Source organism: Pseudomonas sp. CCC4.1, from assembly GCF_035019225.1.
GTDB classification, from domain to species: domain Bacteria; phylum Pseudomonadota; class Gammaproteobacteria; order Pseudomonadales; family Pseudomonadaceae; genus Aquipseudomonas; species Aquipseudomonas bubulae.
Genome location: NZ_JASJWL010000009.1, coordinates 49,171 through 72,860, shown reverse-complemented (window position 1 = coordinate 72,860; position 23,690 = coordinate 49,171). Strand labels below are relative to the sequence as shown.

Annotated in this window: 15 protein-coding genes, 1 tRNA gene and 1 pseudogene; 6 read left to right on the top strand and 11 right to left on the bottom strand. The window is 57.0% G+C overall.

Translation table 11 applies throughout. The features are described 5' to 3' along the window. Window positions 1-101 precede the first annotated feature (101 nt). A complete protein-coding gene (locus tag QN377_RS06125) occupies window positions 102-764 on the bottom strand; it encodes a TetR/AcrR family transcriptional regulator (RefSeq protein ID WP_095018467.1) in 663 nt (220 codons plus the stop codon). Between the two features lie 213 nt (window positions 765-977). Between QN377_RS06125 and QN377_RS06120 the strand changes: the two genes are divergently transcribed. The 3 genes from QN377_RS06120 (at window position 978) to QN377_RS06110 (ending at window position 3,873) form a co-directional block, all read left to right on the top strand. Further along, window positions 978-1,817 carry a TauD/TfdA dioxygenase family protein gene (locus QN377_RS06120; RefSeq protein WP_095000038.1) on the top strand — a complete coding sequence of 280 codons (840 nt, stop codon included), beginning with the start codon at window positions 978-980 and terminating at the stop codon, window positions 1,815-1,817. A 51-nt stretch (window positions 1,818-1,868) separates the two neighbouring features. Further along, window positions 1,869-2,639, top strand: a complete 771-nt coding sequence (locus QN377_RS06115) for a class II aldolase/adducin family protein (RefSeq protein ID WP_095018466.1) — start codon at window positions 1,869-1,871, stop codon at window positions 2,637-2,639. 130 nt (window positions 2,640-2,769) lie between these two features. Further along, the gene (locus QN377_RS06110) at window positions 2,770-3,873 is read left to right on the top strand and encodes an alkene reductase (protein ID WP_095018465.1); all 1,104 of its coding nucleotides are present in this window, start codon (window positions 2,770-2,772) and stop codon (window positions 3,871-3,873) included. Between the two features lie 48 nt (window positions 3,874-3,921). Here QN377_RS06110 and QN377_RS06105 read toward each other — a convergent pair whose 3' ends face one another. From QN377_RS06105 to QN377_RS06095, 3 genes are all read right to left on the bottom strand, one after another. After that, window positions 3,922-4,869: a LysR family transcriptional regulator gene (locus QN377_RS06105; RefSeq protein WP_095018464.1), complete on the bottom strand. Its 948-nt coding sequence runs from the start codon at window positions 4,867-4,869 to the stop codon at window positions 3,922-3,924. A gap of 161 nt (window positions 4,870-5,030) precedes the next feature. Next, window positions 5,031-5,474: a nuclear transport factor 2 family protein gene (locus QN377_RS06100; protein ID WP_095032363.1), complete on the bottom strand. Its 444-nt coding sequence runs from the start codon at window positions 5,472-5,474 to the stop codon at window positions 5,031-5,033. A gap of 167 nt (window positions 5,475-5,641) precedes the next feature. Then, complete coding sequence (locus tag QN377_RS06095; protein WP_095018463.1) at window positions 5,642-6,535, bottom strand: LysR family transcriptional regulator; 894 nt, start codon at window positions 6,533-6,535, stop codon at window positions 5,642-5,644. A 109-nt stretch (window positions 6,536-6,644) separates the two neighbouring features. On the opposite strand from QN377_RS06095, the gene QN377_RS06090 reads away from it, so the two are divergent. The 3 genes from QN377_RS06090 to QN377_RS06080 are packed head-to-tail and all read left to right on the top strand — an operon-like array spanning window position 6,645 to window position 8,968. Next, a complete protein-coding gene (locus QN377_RS06090; RefSeq protein ID WP_095018462.1) occupies window positions 6,645-7,304 on the top strand; it encodes an ankyrin repeat domain-containing protein in 660 nt (219 codons plus the stop codon). Window positions 7,305-7,323: 19 nt separating this feature from the next. Continuing rightward, window positions 7,324-7,785: a nucleoside deaminase gene (locus tag QN377_RS06085; protein WP_095018461.1), complete on the top strand. Its 462-nt coding sequence runs from the start codon at window positions 7,324-7,326 to the stop codon at window positions 7,783-7,785. Continuing rightward, entirely contained in the window at window positions 7,772-8,968 is a 1,197-nt protein-coding gene (locus QN377_RS06080) for a CynX/NimT family MFS transporter (RefSeq protein ID WP_095018460.1), read from the top strand. Before QN377_RS06085 ends, QN377_RS06080 begins: the two co-directional genes overlap by 14 nt. Before the next feature lie 26 nt (window positions 8,969-8,994). Here the strand turns inward: QN377_RS06080 and QN377_RS06075 are convergent. The 7 genes and pseudogenes from QN377_RS06075 to pgsA form a co-directional block, all read right to left on the bottom strand. Then, window positions 8,995-9,078, bottom strand: a pseudogene (locus tag QN377_RS06075) (colicin E5-related ribonuclease); the annotation flags it as partial. Window positions 9,079-9,265: 187 nt separating this feature from the next. After that, window positions 9,266-9,703 (bottom strand): hypothetical protein, encoded by a 438-nt coding sequence (locus QN377_RS06070; RefSeq protein WP_176464275.1) that lies wholly within the window; start codon window positions 9,701-9,703, stop codon window positions 9,266-9,268. Between the two features lie 609 nt (window positions 9,704-10,312). Next, window positions 10,313-10,672, bottom strand: coding sequence for a hypothetical protein (locus QN377_RS06065; RefSeq protein ID WP_095018459.1), 360 nt, complete (start codon window positions 10,670-10,672; stop codon window positions 10,313-10,315). 3 nt (window positions 10,673-10,675) lie between these two features. Continuing rightward, window positions 10,676-20,848 carry a hemagglutinin repeat-containing protein gene (locus QN377_RS06060; protein ID WP_322212806.1) on the bottom strand — a complete coding sequence of 3,391 codons (10,173 nt, stop codon included), beginning with the start codon at window positions 20,846-20,848 and terminating at the stop codon, window positions 10,676-10,678. Window positions 20,849-21,181: 333 nt separating this feature from the next. Further along, window positions 21,182-22,453, bottom strand: a complete 1,272-nt coding sequence (locus QN377_RS06055) for an OmpP1/FadL family transporter (RefSeq protein ID WP_095018457.1) — start codon at window positions 22,451-22,453, stop codon at window positions 21,182-21,184. A 538-nt stretch (window positions 22,454-22,991) separates the two neighbouring features. Then, window positions 22,992-23,067, bottom strand: a tRNA-Gly gene (locus QN377_RS06050). Between the two features lie 66 nt (window positions 23,068-23,133). Then, entirely contained in the window at window positions 23,134-23,688 is a 555-nt protein-coding gene (gene pgsA, locus QN377_RS06045) for a CDP-diacylglycerol--glycerol-3-phosphate 3-phosphatidyltransferase (protein WP_322212804.1), read from the bottom strand. Window positions 23,689-23,690 lie beyond the last annotated feature (2 nt).

The following is a 23,690-nucleotide window of genomic DNA, read 5'->3' as shown; positions in this document are numbered from 1 at the left end:
GAAGGTCAAGGTGCAACTGGCTGTTTCAAGCTGACTGATGATCCGTGTAGCGCCCGCAACTGCTCGGCGTGCGAAGCCGCAACAGCGGGCCGACCGCCAGATCACTCCCACGTGCAAGGCCGCAGGCACCCCATGGCCATGGCCACCAGGCTATCGAGCAGCGCCCTGGATTCAAGCTGGTCTGGCATGTCTTCCAGTACCGAGCGGATAACACTGCGCAGCCCCTGCCCGAGCAGGTAAGCGGCCATGGCCGGGTGTTGCGTGGATATTTCATCCTCATACAACTGCAGCAGCGGCAACCAGGTCGCTTCGATAAATTCCCCGGTGGTGGTATATGGCCCGCGCCACATGCCCAGGTGCAAGGCCGAGTGATAGCGCAAATGAAACACCTTGTTCAGCCTGAACAAGCGTGTTTCGACGCGAATGATGTTGGCCAGAATTTGTTCCAGCGCCGACTTCAGGGGCACGCCAATCAACTTTTCCCGCACCTTCAGCAGCTGCTCGGACTCTTCGTCGAGCACACGCTCGTACAGCAAAGCCACGATGGCATCCTTGCTGGGAAAATACTGGTAGATCGAGCCGACCGCGACACCAGATACCTCGGCGATGCGGGCGACCGTCAGCGCCGCCTCTCCTGCTTCATCCAGAATCTGCAGGCAGGCTTGCTCAACAGCATCGACCAGTGCCCGTGAGCGGGATTGCACCGGCCGCTTGCGCAGCGCAGGCATCAGACCCTTTGTATTGTCATCGGCTGGCTTGCTCATGGGAACCCGAGCGGAGTATTTTTTGCTGTTCTTAATTTCAGATATTTTCCTTTTTTATCATTAGGTTAAATACGCAATCAGATGCCCGCAGAATGCGAATATCTCAACCCTGATGACGTCAGTATGATCTTTGGAGACGCTCGGACATCGTCCAAACGTGTAGTGATACGCCCTCTATAAGATCGGATATTTCAGCCTGCCGGGAGATTGCCCATGCCTTCACCACTCACCCTCCAGCCCCTTGGCCCCCACCTGGGCGCCGAAGTGCTTGACCTGGATCCTGCCACTGTTTTTCAGCCGCAAACCCTGGCGGCACTGGAAGCCGCGCTGGTCAAACATGAAGCCCTGGTACTGCACGCCCCATGGCTACAGCCAGAACAACACCTGGCCATTGCACGATATTTCGGCGAGCCCGAAGTTCACACGTTCTATCCCAACCTGGGCGCAGGCTTTGAACAGATCACCGTGATCGACTCCAGGCTGGGTGACCGGGCGGATATGTGGCACCACGACGAGAGCTTCCTGCCCGACCCGCCGATTGTCACCATGACCCACGCCCAGATCCTTCCCCCCTGTGGCGGCGATACATGCTGGATCAGCATGACCACGGCCTATGACAGCCTGTCCGGGCGTATGCAGCACTACCTCGACGGGCTCAGCGCCTGGCACGACATGAACGGGCCCATGACGGCAGCGCTGCGCCAGAGCGTCGTCAGCCATGAGCGCTATGCCGAGGTCGTGCAGATGAACCGCCGCCACCTGCACCCGCTGGTGATCCAGCACCCGGTGTCCGGTCGCAAAGCCCTGTATCTGAGCCCGACCTACACCACCCATATCGACGGCTTGGCCCCCTCTGAAAGCGACGCGATCCTGGACTATCTGCACGCGCACTGCCAGCACGTGCAATTCGGGTTTCGCCATCGCTGGCGTGTCGGTGACATGGTGCTCTGGGACAACCGAAGCGTGCTGCACAACGCCATTCTGGACTACCAACCCCATCAACGGCGCATGCAGCGCACCTCGGTATTCGCCCGCGAACCCTTGCAGGCGTGAGTTCTGAAGGAACATTCACGGATCACAACCGCTGCAGAGGAGCACACCAGAATGAAGAACGATGAACTTAATCACGACCTCCTGGCCCGCTACATTCCCAGGCCAGGCCGGTATGCACTGTTGCCCGAACTGACTGCGCACCAACGCGTGGCGCTGCTGTGCCGGGTGCTGTATCGAGAGGGTTATAACGACCATATTGCCGGTCATGTCACCGTCAAGCAGGACGACGGCACCTATTTGGCCAACCCCTGGGAGCTCACCTGGGGCGAAGTAACCGCCTCGGACATCCTGCGCCTCGACCAGACCGGCAAGGTCATCGAAGGCGAATGGAACATCACCCCGGCGATCAACCTGCATATGGATTTACATGCCGCGCGCCATGATGTTGAGGTGGTCATCCATAACCACCCGCGCTGGGCAGGCGTCTGGTCAGCCGCGGGGCGCATCCCGCCGGTTTACGACCAGACCTCCGCCCTGGTCGATAGTGACCCGGTGCTCTATGACGAGTATCGCGGCACAGTCGAAGACACCGTCCTCGGCCGCGCCGTAGTGACGGCACTGGGAGCCCAGAAATGGGCCATGCTCGCCAACCACGGTGTGCTAGTGGTCGCCAATGGCATTCGCCAGGCCCATTTGCGCGCGATCACACTGGAGTGGCGCAGCCGCCTGGCCTGGCATGTCGAGGCACTCGGTGGCGGCGCGCCGCTCCCTGCCCATGTCGCCCTCGCCACTGGAGAGCGCACCGATGCCAACGGTTTCCCGTTTCTGTGGGAAGCCATGGCACGGGAAGAAATCCGCCGCGATCCGACTGTTCTGGAGTAATTAACCCCGCAAATTATGGAATTCAACTCCGCAATGTTTGGAATCCAGGGCCGATTATCCGGGATCAATATCACCGTATATTGACCCGGACTGGCGCCACGCAGCGCCCCACACCGGAGGTCCCTGCCCTATGAGTATTCTGTTTTCTCCATACATCTTGTCGGGAATGGAACTGAACAATCGTGTCGTGATGGCGCCCATGACCCGTGCCCGCGCCTTGAACGATATTCCTGACGCTTTGACGGTGCTGTACTACCGCCAGCGTGCAAGCGCCGGCCTGATCATCAGCGAAGGTGTGCCGGTTTCCATCCAGGGCCGCGGCTATCTGTTCAACCCCGGCCTTTATAATCAGGAACAAGTGGAAGGCTGGAAGCACGTCACCCGGGCCGTGCATGAGGACGGCGGCAAGATCTTCGCCCAGCTCTGGCATGTCGGCCGGGTATCCCACACCACGCTGCAACCGGACGGCGGTGCGCCGGTGTCATCCAGCAACAAGTTGGCGGCCAACTCCATGACCTATGCCTATGACGAGCACGGTCAACCGGGCCCGATCCAGGCCAGCCAGCCGCGCGCGCTGTCGACCGAAGAAGTCGGAGCGATCAAAAATGACTTTGTTCAGGCTGCCCGCCGGGCTATCGAGGCGGGGTTTGACGGGGTCGAAATTCATGGCGCCAACGGCTACCTGTTCGAGCAGTTTATCAATCCGTGTGTAAACGATCGTACCGACCGTTATGGCGGCTCAATCGAAAACCGCATTCGCCTGCTGCTGGAAACCATTGATGCGGTTGCCGACGCCATTGGGCGTGGCAAGGTTGGCGTGCGTATCTCGCCGTTTGGTCGCCTGTTCGACATGGCGCCGTTTGATGACGAAGCCCAGACCTGGGTCGCGGTGGCTCACGCCATTCATCAACGCGACATTGCCTACGTGCACTTGAGCGATCAATTAACCATTGGCGCCGAGCGCATGCCCGAAGGCTTTGCGCAGACTTTTCGCGAGTCGTATCAAGGCACACTGATTGCCGCTGGCGGCTTTGATCGCGAGTCGGCGCAAGCCGCACTGGAATCAGGCGCCCTGGACCTGGTCGCGTTTGGGCGGCCTTTTATTGCCAACCCGGATCTGGTGGAGCGGATGAAAAATAACTGGCCGATTGCAACCCCGGACCGCGCCACGTTCTACGGCAACAGCGGCGAAAAAGGCTATGTCGATTACCCCTTCCACTCGCCGAACCTGTAACGGTATTCAGCTGCAGCGCTTCACGTCATGGAGCTTGAGGCGCTGCATTCATGAACCCTGGGGGTTGGGCGCGCCCTGATCCGGGCGAAAAATCCCGGCATCGCGTCGGGCCAGTGCCAGCAGTTCATCGACGACCATTCTGATCTTGGGCTGTATGTAGCGCGTGCGTGGCCAGATCACGTGAATAGGCATCTCGGCACCGGCATATTGCTCAAGTACGGGCACCAGCAACCCCTGCTGGATATGCGTCTGCACCAGCCAGGTGGGCAGTTGGGCCAGGCCGCCCCCGGCCAGTGTCATGTCCAGCAACATTTCACCGTCTCCCACCTCATGCTTGACCCGCACGTCGTGCTCGTTGGTCTGCCCCTTTTCATCCACCAGCATCCAGCTTTTGCGAGTGCCGTTGCGCCAGCCGACAATGCAGTCATGCTGCAGGAGATCAGCCGGTGCCTGGGGCGTGCCATGCCTGTGCAGGTATTCGCGGGTCGCGCAAATCAACAGGCTCTGGCTGCCCAGCTTGCGGGCCACTATTTCAGCGTCATCCTTCAATGAACCGATTCGGACCACAAGATCGATACCCTCATTGACGATATCCACCAGCCGCTCACTGAAGCTGATGGAGAGATCGAGCTGCTGGTATCGCACCGCCATATCGATCAAGGTCGGCAAAATATGTCGGCGACCAAAGGCCGCCGGCAGATCGATCCGCAACCGACCGACAGGTTCCTGTTGGCCGGTGGTCAAAAAGCCCTGGGTCTCGGCCAGTTCATCCATTACCCGCAGGCAACTGGCCAGATAGGCCTCACCCTCGCTGGTGAGGTTCAGGCGCCGGGTGGTGCGATGAAAAAGCTTGACGCCAAGGCGCGCCTCCAGGCGAGTCACGCTCTTGCCAACGGCGGAACTGGTCACGCCAAGCTCCAGGGCTGCCGCTGTAAAGCTCAGTGACTGGGCCGCAGACACAAACTCACGAATACCGTCAAATGGGTTGCCCGTCATTGTGGCGTCCAAGGCTAAAGTTTAAGGATCTGCAGCTGAACAATAGCAAAGCCATGCAGTAATAGAGGGGTAAAACCCCGGGGCTTACCTTCTGCGCAAACAAAAATGCGCCCTGGATAAAGGCGCATCGTTCATGCTCAATCCTCGGAGCTGGCCCTGGATCAGGCTGCACGCTCAGGCCAGACCACTTCAAGGCGGGTATGGGTGATACGCCACTCGCCATCGATACGCCGGTACATGTCGGCGTACAGCCCGAGCAACAGCAGCGGGTTCGGATCGGGCTTGGATGCGGTCTCGAAATCAATCAGGTAGCAACGCCCTTGCGCGGTATCGGGCCCGGTCAACTTGATCCAGTGGTTGGCGATCGCATGCAAAAACGGATAACTGCCCTGGTGGTCGCGATCGAAGAGTTTGAAGGCATCATTGAGGCCACTGCGGATGGCATCTATACCCGTCATTTTGCCGACCGTAACCTCCACCACCGCATCTGCCGAGAACACTTCGTCAAGGGCGTCAATAGTGTTGCTGTCCAGGTGATGTGCATAGAGGGTTCTGAGATTGCGAATCTCTTCGCGATCAAGCAACGCTTTGAGTTTGGTATCCATAACCTGTGACCTCTGTAGTGACTGGCTTGCCTGTGAAGGCTTGGGCTGCTCAGGACAATCAGCTCCTGACCTGTAAAACCTCTACTTTAGTCATGTTCCAGCACAAGATAATCACCCACAAATTCCAAACATTCTGGAATCACAGGATCAAATTCTTTATCTCTCACTCAACTGGCCGCGTTTTGAAGGGCTCGTTCACCAGCTTGCTCATCGTTAGCAAGCGTCTGGCACAGATCCAGCAGTTGGCATTGCAGCAATTTGCCCGCATGGCTCAGAGCGTTTTGCCCATACAACGCCAGAAATACCCCCTGGATATCTGGCAGGCCGCTGCCGGCATCAATCACCCTGTGTTCCGGACTGATCACCCGCAACGGCAACAAGCTGATACCCAGGCCCGCCGCCACGGCGGCGCAGACACTGGCCAGACTTGCGCTGGAGTAGTTGATGCGCCAGCGCCATCCCCCCACTTCAAGGTGATGGAGCATTTCATTGCGGTACAAACCGCCCACCGGAAACGCCACCAGCGGCAAGGGCTCGCGCCCCAGTGCGGGCGCTGAACGGCTGTCGACCCAACACATGGGTTCGGGCCAGCAAGCCAGGCAATCATCGCCCTGCCCCATCTGCTTGACCAATAACAGGTCGAATTCATTCTGGCGATAAAGCCGCATCAGTTCAGGCCCCAAGCCGCTGGTGACTTCCAGGCGCACTCCCGGGTGCTCCAGGCCGAACCGCGAAAGGATCGGCATCAAGCGCTCGGCAGCAAAGTCTTCAGGCACGCCGAGGCGCAACACCCCCTCACTGGCCTGGTTGAACAGCACATCGCGGGCTTCCTGATCAAGCGCCAGAATGCGCCGCGCATAGGCCAGCAGGCGCTCACCTTCAGGGGTGGCAATCACCCGGCGCTGTTCGCGGTCGAGCAGCTTGCAGCCAAGGCTGTCCTCCAGACGGCGGATCTGCTGGCTGACCGTCGACTGGGTGAGATGCAGACGCTGCGCCGCCCGGGTGAAATTGGCGCAGTCCACCACCGCGACAAAACTGCGTAACAGTATGGGATCAAGCATCCGCCTCACCATTCACATTGCCACTTAAAGGCATGGCTATATTTAATTTCAGAATACCTGCTGCGCTGACCATACTGGCTTTTCACGGGATGTAAAAGAGGGCTCAACCATGGGCAGCCTGACACGCAAATGCGGCCTGCTGACGGTCGCGCTGTTGATAATGGGAGCGGTGATGGCAAGCGACAAGACACTCCTCAATGCCGTCAGCGACGGCGAACTGGACAGGGTCCACCAACTGATCAGTGAAGGCACGGACCTCAACGTACAGGCGCTGGATGGCAGCAGCGCGCTGCTGCTGGCAACCCGATCGAACCAGATCGAAATCGCCCGGGCCTTGATCCAGGCCGGGGCCGACGTCAACCAGAAGAACCTGATGCGTGACAGCCCCTATCTGTTGGCAGGCGCCAGTGGGCGTAACGAAATCCTGCAAATGACCCTGGCCCACGGTGCCGATCTGCAGAGTACCAACCGCTATGGCGGCACCGCCCTGATCCCGGCATGCGAACGCGGACATGTTGAAACGGTACGCCTGCTGATCGCAGCAGGGGTTGATCTGAACCATGTCAATCGCCTGGGCTGGACCTGCCTGATGGAAGCCATCGTGCTCTCCGACGGAGGCCCGGCGCATCAGCAGATCATCACCCAGCTGATCAATGCCGGTGCCGACCTGAACCTGCCGGACAGCGACGGCCACACCCCCCTGCAACAAGCGCAGCAGCGCGGCCAGGGCGTGACCGCACAATTGCTGCGTGATGCCGGCGCGCACTGAATCACACCCTGGAGTTGTTATGCATAGCGATGAGTTTTACCTGCAACGCGCCGTGGCCCTGGCCGCCAACAACGTTGCCGCCGGTGGCCGGCCTTTTGCTGCGCTACTGGTCAAAGACGACCAGGTGATCGTTGAGGCCGTCAACACCCTCCATATCAGCCAGGATCCGACTGCACACGCAGAACTCTTGGCCATACGGGCTGCCAGCCAGCAACTGGGCCCGCGCCTGGAGGGTTGCGTGATCTATGCCAGTGGCCAGCCTTGCCCCATGTGCCTGAGTGCCATGCACCTGTGTGGCGTAACCCGAGTGGTGTATGCCGCCAGCAACCAGCAAGGGGAACCCTTCGGGCTGTCTACGGCAGCGATTTATCAGCAACTGGCGCTGCCGTTGAGCGAACAGAAACTGGCGATACAACACATACCCCAACCGGCCATGGTCGAGATCTACAGTGACTGGAAAGCCTGCCATGAGCCTGGATAAACACCCTGCGCGGGTGTTCGCCAATTGGGCATTGCTGGTGGTGCTGGGGCTTAACCTGCGTCCGCTGCTCAGCTCCATCAGCCCGCTGTTGCTTGAGATCCGTCATGACACGGGCATGAGTTTCCAGAGCAGTGCCTGGCTGACCAGCCTGCCAGTGATCTGCATGGGTCTGGTGGCCTTGCTCGGCGTACGCCTGCAGGCAGGCCTGGGTGAGCGCCGTGGCGTGGCCCTGGGCTTGTCGATGATCCTGGGCGCCTGCCTGTGGCGCTTGTCTGCCGATCAGGCAGAAACCCTGATGGCCACGGCCTTGTTGGGCGGTGCCGGGGTTGCGCTGATCCAGGTGCTGGTTCCGGCGCTGATCAAGCGCCAGTTTGCGCAGCGGGTTGCGCTGGCTTTAGGGGTGTACTCCGCCTCCCTTATGGCCGGCGGCGGCCTGGCTGCACTCGTCAGCCCGCTGGTGGCCGGCCATTTTGGCCATTGGCAGGCCGGACTGGGGATTTGGCTTGCGCCTGCTCTGGTCGCACTGGTGCTGTGGGGCTTATTGCCCTTTGCCAGCGGTGCCCGAACCGCGGGCGAGCCAGCCATGCGCCCGTGGCGCAACCGGCGCGCATGGTTACTGGCGCTGTACTTCGGCCTCGTCAACTGTGGCTATATGAGCATGGTGGCGTGGTTGCCCGCCTACTATTTGCAGATGGGCTGGAGTGCAGCACAAAGCGGCTCGCTTCTGGCGTTCATGACCATTTTTCAGGTACTGGCTGCGCTGGTGATGCCTGCGCTGGCCCACCGCAGCACGGACAGGCGCCCGCTCTTGGCGGTCAGCCTGGGAGCGCAGGCACTGGGCTATAGCGGACTGGTCATGTGGCCGCTGGAATCGCCGTATGTGTGGGTGGCCTTGATTGGTTTTGGCCTGGGTGCCTGTTTCGCCCTGAGCCTGATCCTGACCCTGGACCATTGCCGCAAACCCAGCGAAGCCGCTCAGCTTGCAGGGTTCGTGCAAGGCGCGGGGTTTCTTGTCAATGCGGTTTCGCCATGGCTGACGGGTTGGCTTCGCGAACTTACGGGGAGTTTTGTTACTGCCTGGTGGGTTCTGGTTGTGGCGGTTGTTGCAATGCTGCTACTGACGCGGATTTTCAGCCCGCAGAGTAATATACGCTGTGGCGGAATCATTCAAGCAGCTGCCTGAAATGCAATCAAAATGAGGATCTGTCGTCACAATAGTTTTTGCTGGATTTCAATTACAGACTGGATAGCATTTTCCGTCCATCCTCGTTTACCCATTTGACCGGCAATTTTTTGACTCGATTGCTATAGATATTCCTTTTGCACCAACTAATTAGCGCAGCCGAGTCGACACCATTATTGAAACCACCACGTCATTCCTAAAAGTTACTGTGACCTTTGATATGTTTCCCCTACTGTCTTGCATGGATATTTTTCGGACGATAGGTAGGAATATGCAGTTTAGCCGACTTCGCCTCACCTAAATTCTAACAAGCACAAACTCCATAAAAATACCACCACCCCTTATATCCACAATAATTATCCGACTCGCCTCTATGGATTTCACAGCAAAGCATACTTCATTTAATGACACGGAAAAGTCAACAATACAATCCATATCTGGAATTCTTTTGCCCCCCTTAATTTTAAAACCCTCAACACCAAGAACTACTATGTTGTTTTTTTTGCAGTAATCGACCAGCCTGATTGCATCATCAACATCAAACAAAGGAGTCCCACACCACACCAATGTAGGAGTGATAGGTAAATCTTCTACGGACACTTCAACTGTAATCAGTCCCATTCCGCCCACCCCCCGCTTACTTATTTGATCGGCAATCTTTGGTTCAATCGTAATTAAAACTCCTTTTGCACCAACACCCGCAGCAGCCCTACCAGTCGCCACTTTGGCATGCATTACGCATAATCTAAACCCTTAGCTTATGCAGCGAAATTTTACTATCTGAAAATTTGAACACACCTTTTGTAACTGACAGACACTCATCAGACTCAGTCACGCTAAGATCGGAGCCTCCAAAATCAAAACAAACTCCAATACAGCCTTCATCTATATCACTTACCCCATACTCATATACCGACAATATTTTCAACCCCAGGCACTTACTGACTCCACTTAGTGACTAAATCGGATACGCAAACTCATCATTTATCTCAGACACCTCAAGCAATTCCAAATCTGAATCTAGCTTTAAAAACTTTGACACTCCTCGCTAACTGTTAATGAGACCCAGCCTGAATCACACAACTTAAAAAATATCAAGAACTCACAAAACAGATCACCAACCATAAAAAATGAGCGGACTCAGACATCGCGCAACACCTCATTGATCAGCACCGTCTTTATGCCCTCCACACCAAGCATGCTTTGTTAGCGCTCTAGCAGCTTTAGTCAAGCCTTCTTTGTTGATAGGTTCACCCGTCGTAGCGATCAGTACGTTACTAGTGCGTCCACCGAAATTCTGGAGAGCAATTGCCGATCCTTTTGCACCAAAAAAATCTTATAGCATTAAGTATTACCTAAATAAACGGCCCCGTCCGAGAACTCCATCAGCCAAGGCTCAGTTGATAACGAACAAAATGCATTCAAGATGCGGCCATCAGACAATTTGAAAAATGGATCGATTGGCTGAGAATCAATAAGCCAACCCACCTCAATAATAGACAAACCTAAAAGATCAGAAACATGGTCAAGGGCGTCGTCATCCCAACAACCGAAAAGCAGTTCCCGCCCCTTAGAAACGCGCCACGCGCTCTCAGTCCGAAAGCTCCAGTCCGCCGAAAAAAGCATCAAAGTATCGCCATCCCAAAATACTCTTTCAATTTTAATAGGCAACACAAGAGCCACGGCTTGCAACAATTCACTCATCTTTTAGTCCACTTGCTCAATATGCGTACGCTTTCTAATCCACTGCTTCCGCTCAGCCTTCGATAAACCTTGCGGGGGCTGCGGCGGATTTCCAGTAGTAGGGTCAACAGGTCCGCCATTAGCGTTCTCGAATGACGCGCGCCGAGGACTCCGACCATCCGCCTGCATCACCCGAACTCGCGAACCATCAGGCAAGATGTATTGAGTTCCGACCACATTTCCGCTGGTCGGAGAAACTACTGGTTTTGTTGGGTACCCTGCTGTTTCAAAATTAGCAATCATCTTAGACTGACTTTTAGGAAGATTCACTCCAGAGATATGACTAATTGACCCCACATTTGCTTTTGCACCAACACCCGCAGCAGCCTTACCAGCCGCCAATTTGGCAAGAACCGCCTCAACAACAACCTTGGCGCCCTTACCTGCCGGCATCAACAGCATAGCAGCATCAAACTCGGGCGCTATGGTTGTAATCCCTTTGCCTGCCAAATCTGACAAACGCTGGGTAGCCGATTTTATAGCTGACTCAGTACTGGACAACGCACCCATTTCTTTCGAATGCGCGCTGGTTTGCTCCTGGCCGTATTGCCGCCATTGCTCATACACCACGCCTTGACCATGCAAGACTGACGCATTGAACAGGGTTGAGTCATTGAACTGATTTTCGGTTGCTCTGAACGCGAAGACTTTCTCGCCATTGGCAACAATTTGGCTTCCATCTCCCCACTTCAGAGGGATTTTCTCTGCCGCCAGTTGCCCAATAATCCCTTTGGCAATATTCAGGTCATCGATAAAATTTCGGGACTGCGGATCATTGCCTGTGGACTGCGCAACCAAACCGCTCAAACGGGCTTCATCAGCAGCATCCAGGGCGCCACCCGCAGCAATCATCAACAAATCCAGCCAAAGGGCACTGGATCTTGGCGCTCCCAGGGTTTTGTAAAGCTCTTCGGCCTTTTTCTCCAGAACCGGAATTTCTTGTTGCTTATGCAGCTGCCTATTGAAGGCTTCCACACCAAACCCTGCCCCACCTGCCACCACAGCCTCGCCGGGCCCACTTCCAGCCCCCGCAGAGGCTCCAACGCCTGTCGCAATCAATGCAGCTATAGCATCTTGTTCCTGACGAGACAGCCCACTGTCTTTCAGTGCCTGACCCACCGATGGCATCAACGCCGCAGAGGCTCCAGCTCCCAGAGCACCCGCCTGCGCATTGCCGCTGGACAAACCTATTGCCGCACCCGCCAACGCATGCAGCAAGACACGAGCTGCACCGCCTTCATCCCAGGCTGCCTTTACTGCACTGTCCGTAGATTTATCTCTTTGCGCGGTAGCGAAATCACCGATTTTTTTAAAAATCTCACTGGATGATACGTTCGCAACAACACCCACAGCCGTACTGCCCGTTGCCCCTCCCAGGCCCGCCGCGATCAGGCCCGATGCAATATTGGCCATCAGCCGTTTATCGCCCCCGACCTGCCAGCTCCTGGCGTCATCCAGCGCAAGCGCAGCCGCTTGTTGTTGCTCTGGGGTAGTTGCCTCATTGGCCTGTTTGGTTGCCGCATCAGCCTTGGCTTTGGCCACGCTATTAATTACGCTGCTGGACAGCTGCGCCGAGCTTTGAATCAGGTCGATGCGTGCTTGCATGGCCTTTTCATCAGTCCGATCCAGATGCTGATTGGCGTTCACGGTGTCGCGATTCAACCCCACCAGGTCATTGCCGCCATCGGGGTTGCGCACGGTGATGGTGCCTTCACTGATGGCGCTTTGGGTTTTACTCTTCTCAGAGTCCTTGAGAAACACCGGCAGCGTGCCGCCAGCGACCGAGCGGGCATCCACCCCGCCCCCTGCCAAGGCCCCGGAATAGCTCAAACTCCCGGCCTGACTTGTTATGGCGCTTTTATTTTTGATGTCACTGACCAACAGGCGATCAGTGCTGAGATGGTTTTTGTCAGCCGGCGCATCGCTGGCAATCACGGCGCCTAGAAGCGCGGTGGTTTTTCCGACGTTGATGTCGTAACCACCTGTGCCCGCAGACAGGCCCGTCTGATCGGTCACAGCCTGATAATCGCTGTTCATTTTGCTGCCAGCGATATTGGCCGAAGCGGATACCGGAGCGCCCACACAAAACGGGGGCACACAAATGCTCCCGCCCACGCCACCGCTGGTTTGCCTGTTCTTCTGGCGGGCTTCACCCTGACGTGAAGCCATGCTCAGATTGCCACTGATATCAGCCTTGATGGCATCCGCCCGCACTTGAGCACCGGCCAACGCAGTGTCCTGGCCGCTTTTGAGCACCAGCAGTCCAGTGTCTAACGTGCTGTTGACCTGGCTGACTTCCCGCCCTTTACCCATGCCCTTGGCCAGTTGTGCGCCAAGGTCGAGGGTGAAACCCGTTTGTTCACCCACATTGAAGCTGACACCCATACTGGTTTTGTCGTTTTTACTTTGGTTGTCCCAGCTTTTCCGGTCTTGGGCGCTTTCCAGGGTGATGTCATGCTCTGCCCGCAACAGGGTGTCTCTAGCCTTGAGGCTGCTGCCAATGAGATGAATATCGCCCTGGGTGTCGGGGGCATTGCCTGTTGCCACAATGGCCAGACTGCCGCCACTGTTGAGGGTGGATTGCCTGGCTGTTTCAGCGTTGTACTCACTGCTGCTTTTCTTGTTAGTGGAGCCCAGTTCGGTACCGATTTTTATCAGCGCGCCACCGCTATTGGCAGGCTTACCTTCTGACACATTCGCGGCACTGGCATCCATATTGCCTGCGGCGTTGTAAGCAGACAGCAACGCCTGCGCGCCCTTGACTGCCTTGAGACGGCTGTCGTCAGCCTGCTGCGAAGCCCGCACGTCGTTACGAATGCTGGTGACCGTATCGACCACCATGCCACCCACTACCCGCCCCACGCCCATACTCCTGGAGCTGTCTCGAGTGGTCTGGTATGCGGTTTCAGTACCCGCGGCGATGGTGACATTGGAACCGCTCAGGCCCATGTCCTGGGTACTGACCAAGTCACTGGCTATCACCTTCAACTCACGACCCGCAGTCAGGATCACGTCACCGACGCTGGAGCCCAGGGTGCTGCCCTGCAAGGTGCTCTCCTGTGCAGTGCCGTTGTGCTTTTGGCCACTGTTGGAAAGATGCAGGTTGCCGCTAATATCGTCCAACCCAAGGTTGTTCCCGGTCAGCACACCTGTGAGGTCGCGCTTTTTCTCCTTGCGCATCTCAGTTCGCGAAAACGTGTTGATTGCCGCATCAACAGTCAGGTCACGCCCGGCTTGAACAGTAAGGTCATCGGTGCTGACCAGCGCCGAACCCGTGACTTTTACGTCTCGCCTGGCAGCCACATTGACCGTGTCACCCGAGACAGTGCTTCCTACAGCTGTCGTGCTGGCTTCACTGACCTGACGCTTGGCCTTGCTCGAGTTCAGGCCACCCCAACTGCTTTTACTTTGACTGTTCTCGTGGCGCACACTGCTGGAATCACTGGCGGCGAGGATCTGAGTATTGTTGCCCGCAAGCAGCTTGGCAGCACCTTGCTTTGCATTGACCGCACTGACTTGCAAGAGCAGGTCATCACCCGCCACCAAGGTGCTGTTACCCCCCGAGGTGACCAGACTGCCAACGTTAGTGAGGGTGTCGGTTTCGTTCAGGCGGAAGGATTTTCCGGACGAGCTTTTTTTGCTCTTGCTATAGAAGCTGTAATCCAGTTCCTCTGCGGACTTGAGCTCAAGGCTTGCGCCAGCCACCAGGTATGCTTCACCGCCCGCCTCCACCCGACTGCCAATTACCGCCATATCCTGCCCGGCACTCAGCGTCACATCGCCACCGGCCTTGACCACGCTCGAGACCTGGCTGACGCGATCGTCCCGGGTTTTGACTTTTTTGGTGTTGAGCGCGCTGTGCTGCTCGTTTGCAGCCGAGGCCAGGGTCAGGTCGCCCGATGCGGCCATGGCCAGGTCGCGGGTGGCTGCAATCTGGCTGGCGATAGCGCTGATATCCCGCGCGGCAACAATCTGGAAGTCGCGACCCGCTTCAATGACAGAGCCATATTGGGTCACGCTCTCGCCACGCGACAGTGTGCCGGCAACCTGGCTGTTGCGTTGTTCTGTGGCAATAAGGTTGACGTCACGACCTGCCTTGATGGTGGTGTCTGCGCCGCTTTTGATTACGCTACCAACACTGTGGACGTCGCGGCCCGCGTGCAGAGACAGGTTGTTCGCCGCTTCAATGCGAGCGGCGCTGTCCATGAAGTCGGTGCGTTCGCTGCGATAGCCGTTGCTGCTGTTATGACGGATAACGGTGCGCTCATTGAGTAGATCACCCTTGCTGGCCGTTAGGCTGATATCGCGCCCGGCAAGGATGCCGCCCGCCTTGTTGCTCAGGTTATTGCCCGTCAGCAGGTCGAGGCGGTTGCCGGCGTCGATCAGGCCGCTGTTGATCAGGTGGTTACCTGCGTTGGCTGACAGGTTTTCTGTGGCCCGCAAGGTGCCGACGTTTTTGAGGTCTTGACCTGTGATCAGGTTGACGTTGTTTCCGGCAATCAATGCGCCATTAGGGGCCAGGCGTTTGTTCGCCTGGGCCATGTACAACACCGGAACCAGCACTTGCTGGTTGTTGATCGTGGTGCTTTCCAACCAGACGATATCGTGGGTCAGGGCCGCTATCTGTTCGCTTGTCAGGGTGATACCCACCGAGAGGTTGAGCGCCTGCTTGCTGGCGACAGCATTGTCCATCAGGTATTTAAACGTCGCCGCATCGCTGGTTTGGCCGTCGATAAAACGCTGGCCAGTACGGGCGGTGAGGGCTTGCTGAATCAGGCGCTGTTCATAAAAGCCGTCACCCAGGCGCTTCTGGCTTTGGTCCGGCTCGTAACCCAACTTCGCCAGCAGGTAGTCCGAGCCCATAAATTGTTTGAGGTGGGTCAGAGCCGGGTTGGTTTCGATCAGGTATTTGTGCGGGCTGGTTACAACGTTTGTGTCAGGCAAGCCCTGAACACGGTTGATGGTCAGGCCGTCAATCGCTGTTGCAGAACCTGCTGCACCTGAGAGGTCGACCGGTAGGGAGGGAGAGTGAACGGCCGACACAGTGCTGCTGCCCTGCCCGCTCAGGCGAAACAGACCGTTCTGGCCCTCAGGCAAGCTGAAGCCGGGCAGCTCTACCGGGTTCACTTGTTGCTGGGCCACATCCGCTGGCAATTGGGCGTTGATGTGGATCGGTGTGGAGTAGCCACTTCCCGCGCCCGTGTCGGTTGGCGTACGGCCGGCAGCGACATAACCGTAGTACGGCCGGATCACGCTGTTGTTAAGGCTTTGCCCGGCACTGAGGTTGACGTCGCCCCCGGCTTGGATCACAGCGTCATGGGCCTGCCCGTCGATGTTTTGGGTGCGGGTGGTGTGCGATAGCTTGCCACCGCCCAGCAGGCCAATAAAGTAACTCAGGTCAGACTCAACGGTGGCCGAGGGTGTGGGGCTGTTTTTGGCATTGAAATTGGCAGCCGCCGGGATGGCCGCAAAAATCTGTGTGACATAGTTCCAGTACGTGCGGGTGGTGGTGATCTCCTGCCCTTGCACGCCCAGGTTGTTAAGGGTCTCTGCGGTGGCCGTCACGTTGCCTGTGGCGGCAATGGTGCTGCTGTGGTTATTGAGCGTCCCGGCGTGGATCTGGAGGTCCGCGCCACTGCCCAAGAGCGAAGCCGCTGTGCTTCGGGTAACGTTCAGGCGATCGGTTTCATCGATTTGCCACAGGCCGTTTCGCCGCCCTTTACGACGAAAGTCACAACCGGCACCAGGTATCAAGTTGCAATCGAGCTCAGTGATGGTCACCGAGCTTTTTTCCTGGGCCGTGTATTCCAGCACATCCCGCACGTTATTCACGGTCATGGCGCGGATGCTCAGGTTCTGCGCGCTTTCAACCGTGCCGGAGCGGTTGTCCAGCAAATCGGCCTGGTTGTGATCTGTATCTTTGGCGATCAGCACATCGCCCAGGCCATAGACCGTCGCATAGGCATTGGTGAAGGTGGTGGACAGCAGCTGCATGTCACCGCCGCTGAAAATCAGACCATCGCGATTGAGTGCTGTGTCGGCAGTGAGCATCAGGTTCGCGCCAGCCCCCAGTGTGCCGGTGTTGGACACCTCATTGGCAATGAGGTTGAGGTCGGTCGCAGACGTCATCCGCCCGGCGTTGTTCAACTGTCCTGCCACTGTGACCCGGGTGCCGTCACCACCGGCCAGGGTGGCGGTTTCGCTGAAGTGCAGTTGCGCGGCGCGCAGATCCAGGGATCCGAGGCTGCTCAGCCGACCACTGGCCGAATAAGTACCCTCCAGGTTGATACTCAGAGTGCCGTCACTGGCGAGCAAACCGTTGTTGGACCAGTTCCCGCCTGCGCCAACAAAACTGTTGGATGCCAGTAACTGGCCGCCCGCAACTTGATTGAGGCTGTTGACGTTGACTGTCAGGCGCGCGGCCTGAATCACGCTGCTGTTGGTCCAGCTGTCCTGGTTGAGGGTCAGGCCACCTCGACTCACCAGACTGCCGCCAACGTTGTCGAGGATCGACGGATCAATGGCGAAAGTGCCGCTGCCGGAATGCAGTACCTTGCCACCCGCGTTCTGGAAGCTGCCCGCGAGTAACGTCAACTCAGTATTGGCGCTTTCCAGGGTGCCATTGCGGTTGTCCAGCAGCCCGCCAATCTGGAACAAGGTATCGCCGCTGGTACCCAGCGTACGCAACTGCCCCGTCCGGTTATCCACGCTGGCGGCGCTGACACTCAGGGTTCCTGTGCTTTCGATAAGGCCTTTATGGTTATTCAGGGCGTCACTCAGCTCGAGGCTGACGTGCTCTGCTGCCACACGCCCACCTGTTTCGCCGCTGTTGTCGAAGGCGTTGCCGGTTATTGTCAGCAGACGCTTGACGTAGAGATTGCCGTCGCGATTGTCAAAAGCGTCGGTGGTCACGAGGGCATCGCCCACTTGCGCAGAGATTTTCCCGCCGACGTTATCGATACTGCCCGCGATCAGATTCAGACGCTGGCCCTGGATGATCCCTGCCACACCGTTGCGCAGTACACCGACTACGCGAGCATTGAGGGCTTGCTTGAGGCTGCCAAGCTCACCACCACGGTTATCCAGGTTGTCGGCCTTGATCGCCAAATCACCGGTTTGGGCAATCAGTTTGCCACCCTGATTGTCGATATTTTCAGTAATGTCCAGTTCTAAGCCGGTCTTGCCTTGCACCTTGCCCTTGGCGTTGTCCAGGCGGCTAGCGGTAAGTTTGAGCTCGCCGTCCTGGCTGTAGATCAGGCCGTCATTGCTGTTTTGCACCAAGCCACTGACGCTAATGTCCAACTTGCCATCTGCCGCGACTGTGCCGCGATTGCGGTTGTCCAGGCCAGCGGTCATCAGGCTCAGCACGCTTCTGCTGACCAGCTCACCGCCCTGGTTGTCGATCTGCGCCGCCCGCTGGATCAATAGCGGGCCACCGCTGGACAGCTTGCCGCGGGTGTTGGTCAAGGTGCCAGGCAGGTCGAGGGTTGTGGCGGCGGCACCTTTGATACTGCCAGCACTGTTGTCGAGATCACGCGCACTCAGATACAGAGCCGCACCACTGTCAATCACCCCGCCCTCGGCGTTGTTCAGCCAACCACTGACATCAAGGCTTTGGGCGCCAGCACTGGTTATATTGCCCTGACCGCTGTTGTCCAGGTTGGCCGCTGTGACGGTCAGGTTTTTTTGGCTGACCAGAATACCTGTACCGCTATTGAGAAGGCTGGAGCTGAGATGGGCATCAAGGTTGCCGTAAAGGCTGGACAGTCTGCCGCTGTTGCGATTGTCGAGCGTTGTACCGGTGGCATTCAAACCCTGCCAGCCGGAGATCAGCCCGCCCTGATTGAGCAGGTTGTCGCCATTGATGTCCAAAAGGTTATTGCTGATCAGCTTGCCGCCCGTATTATCAAGATTGCGGACACTTAGGCGGAGGGTTTGCGTAGTGGAAATCTCACCGCCACGGTTGTTCAGGTCTCGCAGGTGCTTGAGGGCCAAAGGGCCTGCTGTGGTGATCAGGCCGCCCATATTGTTGAGATCGCCTGTGGCAGTACCCAAGTCGAGCGTGATGGCCTTGCCCTGCAGCGAACCCTTTTCGTTGTTCAACCCACCACTGCTGATAGCAAGTTGGCCTGCGCTGGAAATGCTGCCCAGGTGGTTGGACAACTCAGTCGCAGAGAGGCTTAACCCGCCTTCACTGCTGATCAGGCCCAAGGTGTTTGCCACGCCGGCACTAAGCTCAAGACGGCTGTGTTTTTCGCTGGTAAGCCTGCCGCCCGTGTTGTCCAGGCGAAAACCCGTCAACGACAAACCAGCCTGGCTCGACACTTCGCCTTCACGGTTATCGATATCGGCCACATCAAGCGTCAGCCCTTGAGCGCCGCCGACCAGGCCTTTATGACGGTTGTCCAGGATATTACTGCTCAGTTGGACGGCACCTTGGCCGATCAGTTGACCTTGCTGGTTGTTTAGATCCTGCACTTGAACCTTGAGGTTCTGCTTGCCGGAAATCCGGCCGCTGCTGTTATCGAGGCGGGTTGCAGTTACGCTTGCGTTGCCGTCGGCTATCACTACGCCACTGTAGTTATGCAATGTGCCATCAACGGCCAGGCGCATCTCACCCTGACTGCTGAGCATGCCAGTGCGGTTGTCCAGGCTGCCGATCCGGGCGTCGATGCTGCTGGCTGAAACCAGACCTTGGCTGTTAAGTAACCGATCAGTTTTGAGGTCGAGACTGGCGCTACTCAGAATCCGCCCTTTGTTCTGGTTATCCAGAGTGTCTGCACGGATGCTGGCGGCCTGTTTGGCGCTCAGCGTGCCCCCCTGATTGCTCAGGATTTGGGCGCTAGCTGTCAGGTGACGACTGGCAATGATGCTGGCGTTTGTGTTCGCAAGCGTTTTTGCGTCGATGTACACATCGCCATGACTGTTGCGGGAATGGTCGGCATTGACCCCGGCCTCGATAATGCCGCGATTGGTCAACTGCGCGCCGCTGGAGAGCTTGATGCTGTCACGTGCGATAAGGTTTTTACGGCTGCTCAGGTCGCCTTGAGCCTGCATATCCAGTGTGCTGCCAGCATAGATCGCCTCTTGGGCATCGAGACTTCCAGCCTTGCCTGTGATCGCACTGCTGGCCGTGACTTGAGCCATACGCAAATGCCCATTGGCATCGAGCTGTATATCCCCGCCACTGGCCGCCAGCGTGCCGTCCAGCTTGACCCCGACTCCGGCCTCGGTACCCACCAGCCTGATGGCGCCCGCATACATTCCGCCCAAGGCGCTGGAGTCAATGGCCAACTGCGGCTTGGCGCTGCCGTCATCCGCGCGCGCAGTGGCGTGCAGGGTCCGGGCATTGACGTCGTTGCGACCGGCAATCACCGTCAAGTGACGCGCATTGATCTGGGCGTTGATCTTCGCCGAGCGGGTGATGATGTCGAAGCGATCGATATTACTGGCGTTCAAACCCTGACCGTCAATGGTCACCGTACCGCCATCAACCTGATAACGATCCAGACGACCATTATCAAAAAGGGGTTTGCCCGTGCTAAGCGTGACACTGGGAGTATTGATAAAACCGCAGCCATTACAGGTAATACCGTAGGGGTTGGCCACGATCACCTTGGCCGACTGCCCCGCCACTTCGGTATAACCGCGCAACTGGCTGGGACTGCCGCCGTTGACTTCGTTGAGGATGATATGGGCGGCGTTGCCCTGCAGGTTCGGGTTGCCTAGGATGATGCCGCCCAGTTGGGTCGACTGGGTACGGTCAATGCCGTTGTTGAGGATCAGGCCATTGGCACCGACGTTGTAGTCATTGAACTGGTTATGCGACAGACCGCTGCCATTGGGTGCAGCAATATTGACGATCGGAACGCCATTACCCGCCGCTCCCAGGCTGGTGCCTGGCCCGCTGACAACGATGCCTTCGGCCTGCACCAGCAGTGGTTGCCAGAACAGCGCATTGGCCAAAATAAAGGCCAGGCCACGTTTAGGCATGCCCAGGAAAGATTCCCGGGCATGCAGTGCTGCTGAAGACTGGCGGGCCAAGAAGGCTGAATGCCGATCATCCCTGTCGGTTTCTGGGGATAACAAACCCAGCTTGGCCAGGCTGCCCGGTACAACCGGAAATAAAGACCTCATCCCGAGATAACATCCAAACATGCTTACTCCATCCGTGATTCGCCAAACTTGATGAGTGAGGCAAAGTCTTTTCAACGAGACAATTCGCAGGCAAAAGCCTTGGCGCGTCTCCGGGTGGGGTAAGTCTTGGATATGTTTGAATGAAAAGAGTTAGGACGCTTCCGATATCAATAGCGAAACGTCTCTTCAGAGCAGCTGACTGTCACTGCCATAAATTTGATCTGTCGTAGCACGCCCTAGGGTTTGAGCCAGATATGCGCCGCAATAAATGCGAAACATATCTGGCCCTACTCTGCTTCAGATCACTGCAGTGATATTGCGTAAACCCGCAGATCAGAAACGATAGGTGATCGAAGTACCAAAACCGCTCGCGCTGTTTTTGTAGGTAGAGCTGTACGCGCCCTTGGAAGCCGAGCTGTCGTTGACCTTGGTACTGTCTTCCCACAGGTAGGAGTACGCCAGGTCGATCGTCATGTTACTCACCGGCGTCCAGCCAGCGCCGAAGCTGATGGCGGTACGGTCACCGGTGGGGATACGCGGCGAACGGTTGCTGTTGTTGGTCGGCGACTCATCGACTGACAAGCCCGTGCGCAACACCCATTGCGGATTCAACTGATACGCGACGCCAATGGCGTGGGCCCAGGTGTCGTGCCAGTTCTGCTCCTCGGTAATGGTGCTCAACGAGCCGCCAAGACGCGGGCTGACATCACTGTTCTGAGCGGTAATGTCCTTGAGGCGGCTCCAGCGGGTCCAGGTGCTCCCCGCATACAGAGTCCAGTCATCATTGAGCTGGTGAGTGACCGAGAAGTCCACGGACTCCGGCGTGTCCAGGTCCAGCTTGGCATCGTAGCTCTGGCCGCTGAGGCCCAGCAGGCTGAAGGTACCGCCAGTGACCTTGGTAGTGCCCTTGAGGTTGTAACTGACCTTGGAGTGATACGTCAGGCCCACACGGGTGCTGTCAGTGGCCTGTACCAGGATACCGGCGTTGAAACCGATGGCCGTGTCATCGCCGCTGATCTTCACCTTGCCGTCGTTACTGCCCGGGGTAAGGGCATTTGGCACTTGTGAAGTCAGTTCACCGTCAATGCGGTTGATGGTCGGACCAAACCCGATCGAGACCTTGTCATTGAAGGCATAGCTGACCGTAGGCTGGAACGTCATGACTTGAATCTTGCTTTTATTGGCGAAGTAGCGGCCGGCGAAACCACTGCCATAGTCCGTAATCAAACCAAACGGCACATAGAAACCGACACCGAAAGCCCAGTGTTCATCAATCGGCTTGACGTAATAACCCATTGGCACCGCAGTCAACGGCACCATATCGCCGTCTTCCTTGCCGCCAAAGGTACTGCGGGTATGGCTGATATCGGTTTTCGCCACGAGCAAGGCAGCACCTGCACTCACCTGCTCCTGTTTCAGGCGCGCCATGCCGGCAGGGTTGCCGTAAACGGTACTGGCATCATCCGCGGAGGACGATCGACCGGCGAAACCGGTGCCCATACCGCTGATACTTTGTTCATTGATTGCAAGACCGCTGGCAAGTAGCTGAGACGACGCAAGTGCAACGGCAAGACCGAGGGTGGTCTTGAAGAATAGTTTTTTCATTATTAGAGGTCCAGTGATCAACGGGGCGCAAACTACCAATATTCCTGATCCGTTGCCAGAGCCTGTTATATAGAAATCAATTGCCTTGTAGGACAATATAACAAGAGCGCGCCGTTATTCAGCGGGCGAATACCCGCTGATGGGCAGAGCTGATCAACTGATTGATTTCGCTAACATATTAAAGCGCTAAAGATCATTAAACATGATGCACTAAACATGAAATCGCAATCTGCTGTCCGGGAGCTGATGGCGCCGGACTTGAGTGAAGTGGGTCGCTGGCGGGGCAAGTGCGCTTTTCTTGAAAGAGCTGTGAACTTTAAATAAACCCATATTCAACGTCTCAATCAAACAGGCCAGGGAATAGCAAACGGTTGGGCATTTAATAGATCAATACGCTGTGTCGGGCGCACATCATTTTCAGCCCGCGGCTTCAGAAGAGCGATTCAGCATCCCCGAATAAAACGCCAGAAACGAAAAAAGGACCCGAAGGTCCTTTGTTCTGCCCTTGCGAATCCGATTGAATTCACTGGGCCATGTTTGGAGCGGGAAACGAGACTCGAACTCGCGACCCCGACCTTGGCAAGGTCGTGCTCTACCAACTGAGCTATTCCCGCTTGGTGATGCGCATTCTATAGAAATCTAATAACGCGTCAAGCCTTTGTTTTAAAAAGTTTTATTTATTATACCGAGGTGGTCTTCAGATGCGGCCAGGCAGCCCGCAAATACTGGAGCATCGACCACAGGGTCAAGCCGGCAGCTACCAACAGCAACCCGTACCCTACCAATACCCAGAAGCTGAAGTCCGACGGATTGGCCAGCAGTATGACCAGAGCGAGCATTTGCGCTGCGGTTTTCCATTTGCCCATGTTCGAGACCGCTACCTGGGCCCGTGCCCCCAGCTCCGCCATCCACTCGCGCAACGCGGAGATGACGATCTCACGGCCAATAATCACCGCCGCCGGCAAGGTCAGCCACACGTTGTGATGCTCTTGCACCAGCAACACCAAAGCCACAGCCACCATCAACTTGTCGGCCACCGGATCCAGAAAGGCACCAAAAGGCGTGCTCTGCTCCAGCCGGCGGGCCAGGTAGCCGTCAAGCCAGTCGGTCGCCGCCGCAAAGGCGAAGACTGAGCTGGCGGCTGCATAACTCCAGCTGTAAGGCAGGTAAAACAACAAAATGAAGAAAGGAATAAGTAGAACGCGTAGTACGGTGATCAAATTAGGGATATTCATCG

Excerpts from the sequence above, each read along its gene's own strand:
- QN377_RS06125 (WP_095018467.1), bottom strand. The coding sequence starts at position 764 with ATGAGCAAGCCAGCCGATGACAATACAAAGGGTCTGATGCCTGCGCTG.
- QN377_RS06120 (WP_095000038.1), top strand. The coding sequence starts at position 978 with ATGCCTTCACCACTCACCCTCCAGCCCCTTGGCCCCCACCTGGGCGCC.
- QN377_RS06115 (WP_095018466.1), top strand. The coding sequence starts at position 1,869 with ATGAAGAACGATGAACTTAATCACGACCTCCTGGCCCGCTACATTCCC.
- QN377_RS06110 (WP_095018465.1), top strand. The coding sequence starts at position 2,770 with ATGAGTATTCTGTTTTCTCCATACATCTTGTCGGGAATGGAACTGAAC.
- QN377_RS06105 (WP_095018464.1), bottom strand. The coding sequence starts at position 4,869 with ATGACGGGCAACCCATTTGACGGTATTCGTGAGTTTGTGTCTGCGGCC.
- QN377_RS06100 (WP_095032363.1), bottom strand. The coding sequence starts at position 5,474 with ATGGATACCAAACTCAAAGCGTTGCTTGATCGCGAAGAGATTCGCAAT.
- QN377_RS06095 (WP_095018463.1), bottom strand. The coding sequence starts at position 6,535 with ATGCTTGATCCCATACTGTTACGCAGTTTTGTCGCGGTGGTGGACTGC.
- QN377_RS06090 (WP_095018462.1), top strand. The coding sequence starts at position 6,645 with ATGGGCAGCCTGACACGCAAATGCGGCCTGCTGACGGTCGCGCTGTTG.
- QN377_RS06085 (WP_095018461.1), top strand. The coding sequence starts at position 7,324 with ATGCATAGCGATGAGTTTTACCTGCAACGCGCCGTGGCCCTGGCCGCC.
- QN377_RS06080 (WP_095018460.1), top strand. The coding sequence starts at position 7,772 with ATGAGCCTGGATAAACACCCTGCGCGGGTGTTCGCCAATTGGGCATTG.
- QN377_RS06070 (WP_176464275.1), bottom strand. The coding sequence starts at position 9,703 with ATGCATGCCAAAGTGGCGACTGGTAGGGCTGCTGCGGGTGTTGGTGCA.
- QN377_RS06065 (WP_095018459.1), bottom strand. The coding sequence starts at position 10,672 with ATGAGTGAATTGTTGCAAGCCGTGGCTCTTGTGTTGCCTATTAAAATT.
- QN377_RS06060 (WP_322212806.1), bottom strand. The coding sequence starts at position 20,848 with ATGAGGTCTTTATTTCCGGTTGTACCGGGCAGCCTGGCCAAGCTGGGT.
- QN377_RS06055 (WP_095018457.1), bottom strand. The coding sequence starts at position 22,453 with ATGAAAAAACTATTCTTCAAGACCACCCTCGGTCTTGCCGTTGCACTT.
- pgsA (WP_322212804.1), bottom strand. The coding sequence starts at position 23,688 with ATGAATATCCCTAATTTGATCACCGTACTACGCGTTCTACTTATTCCT.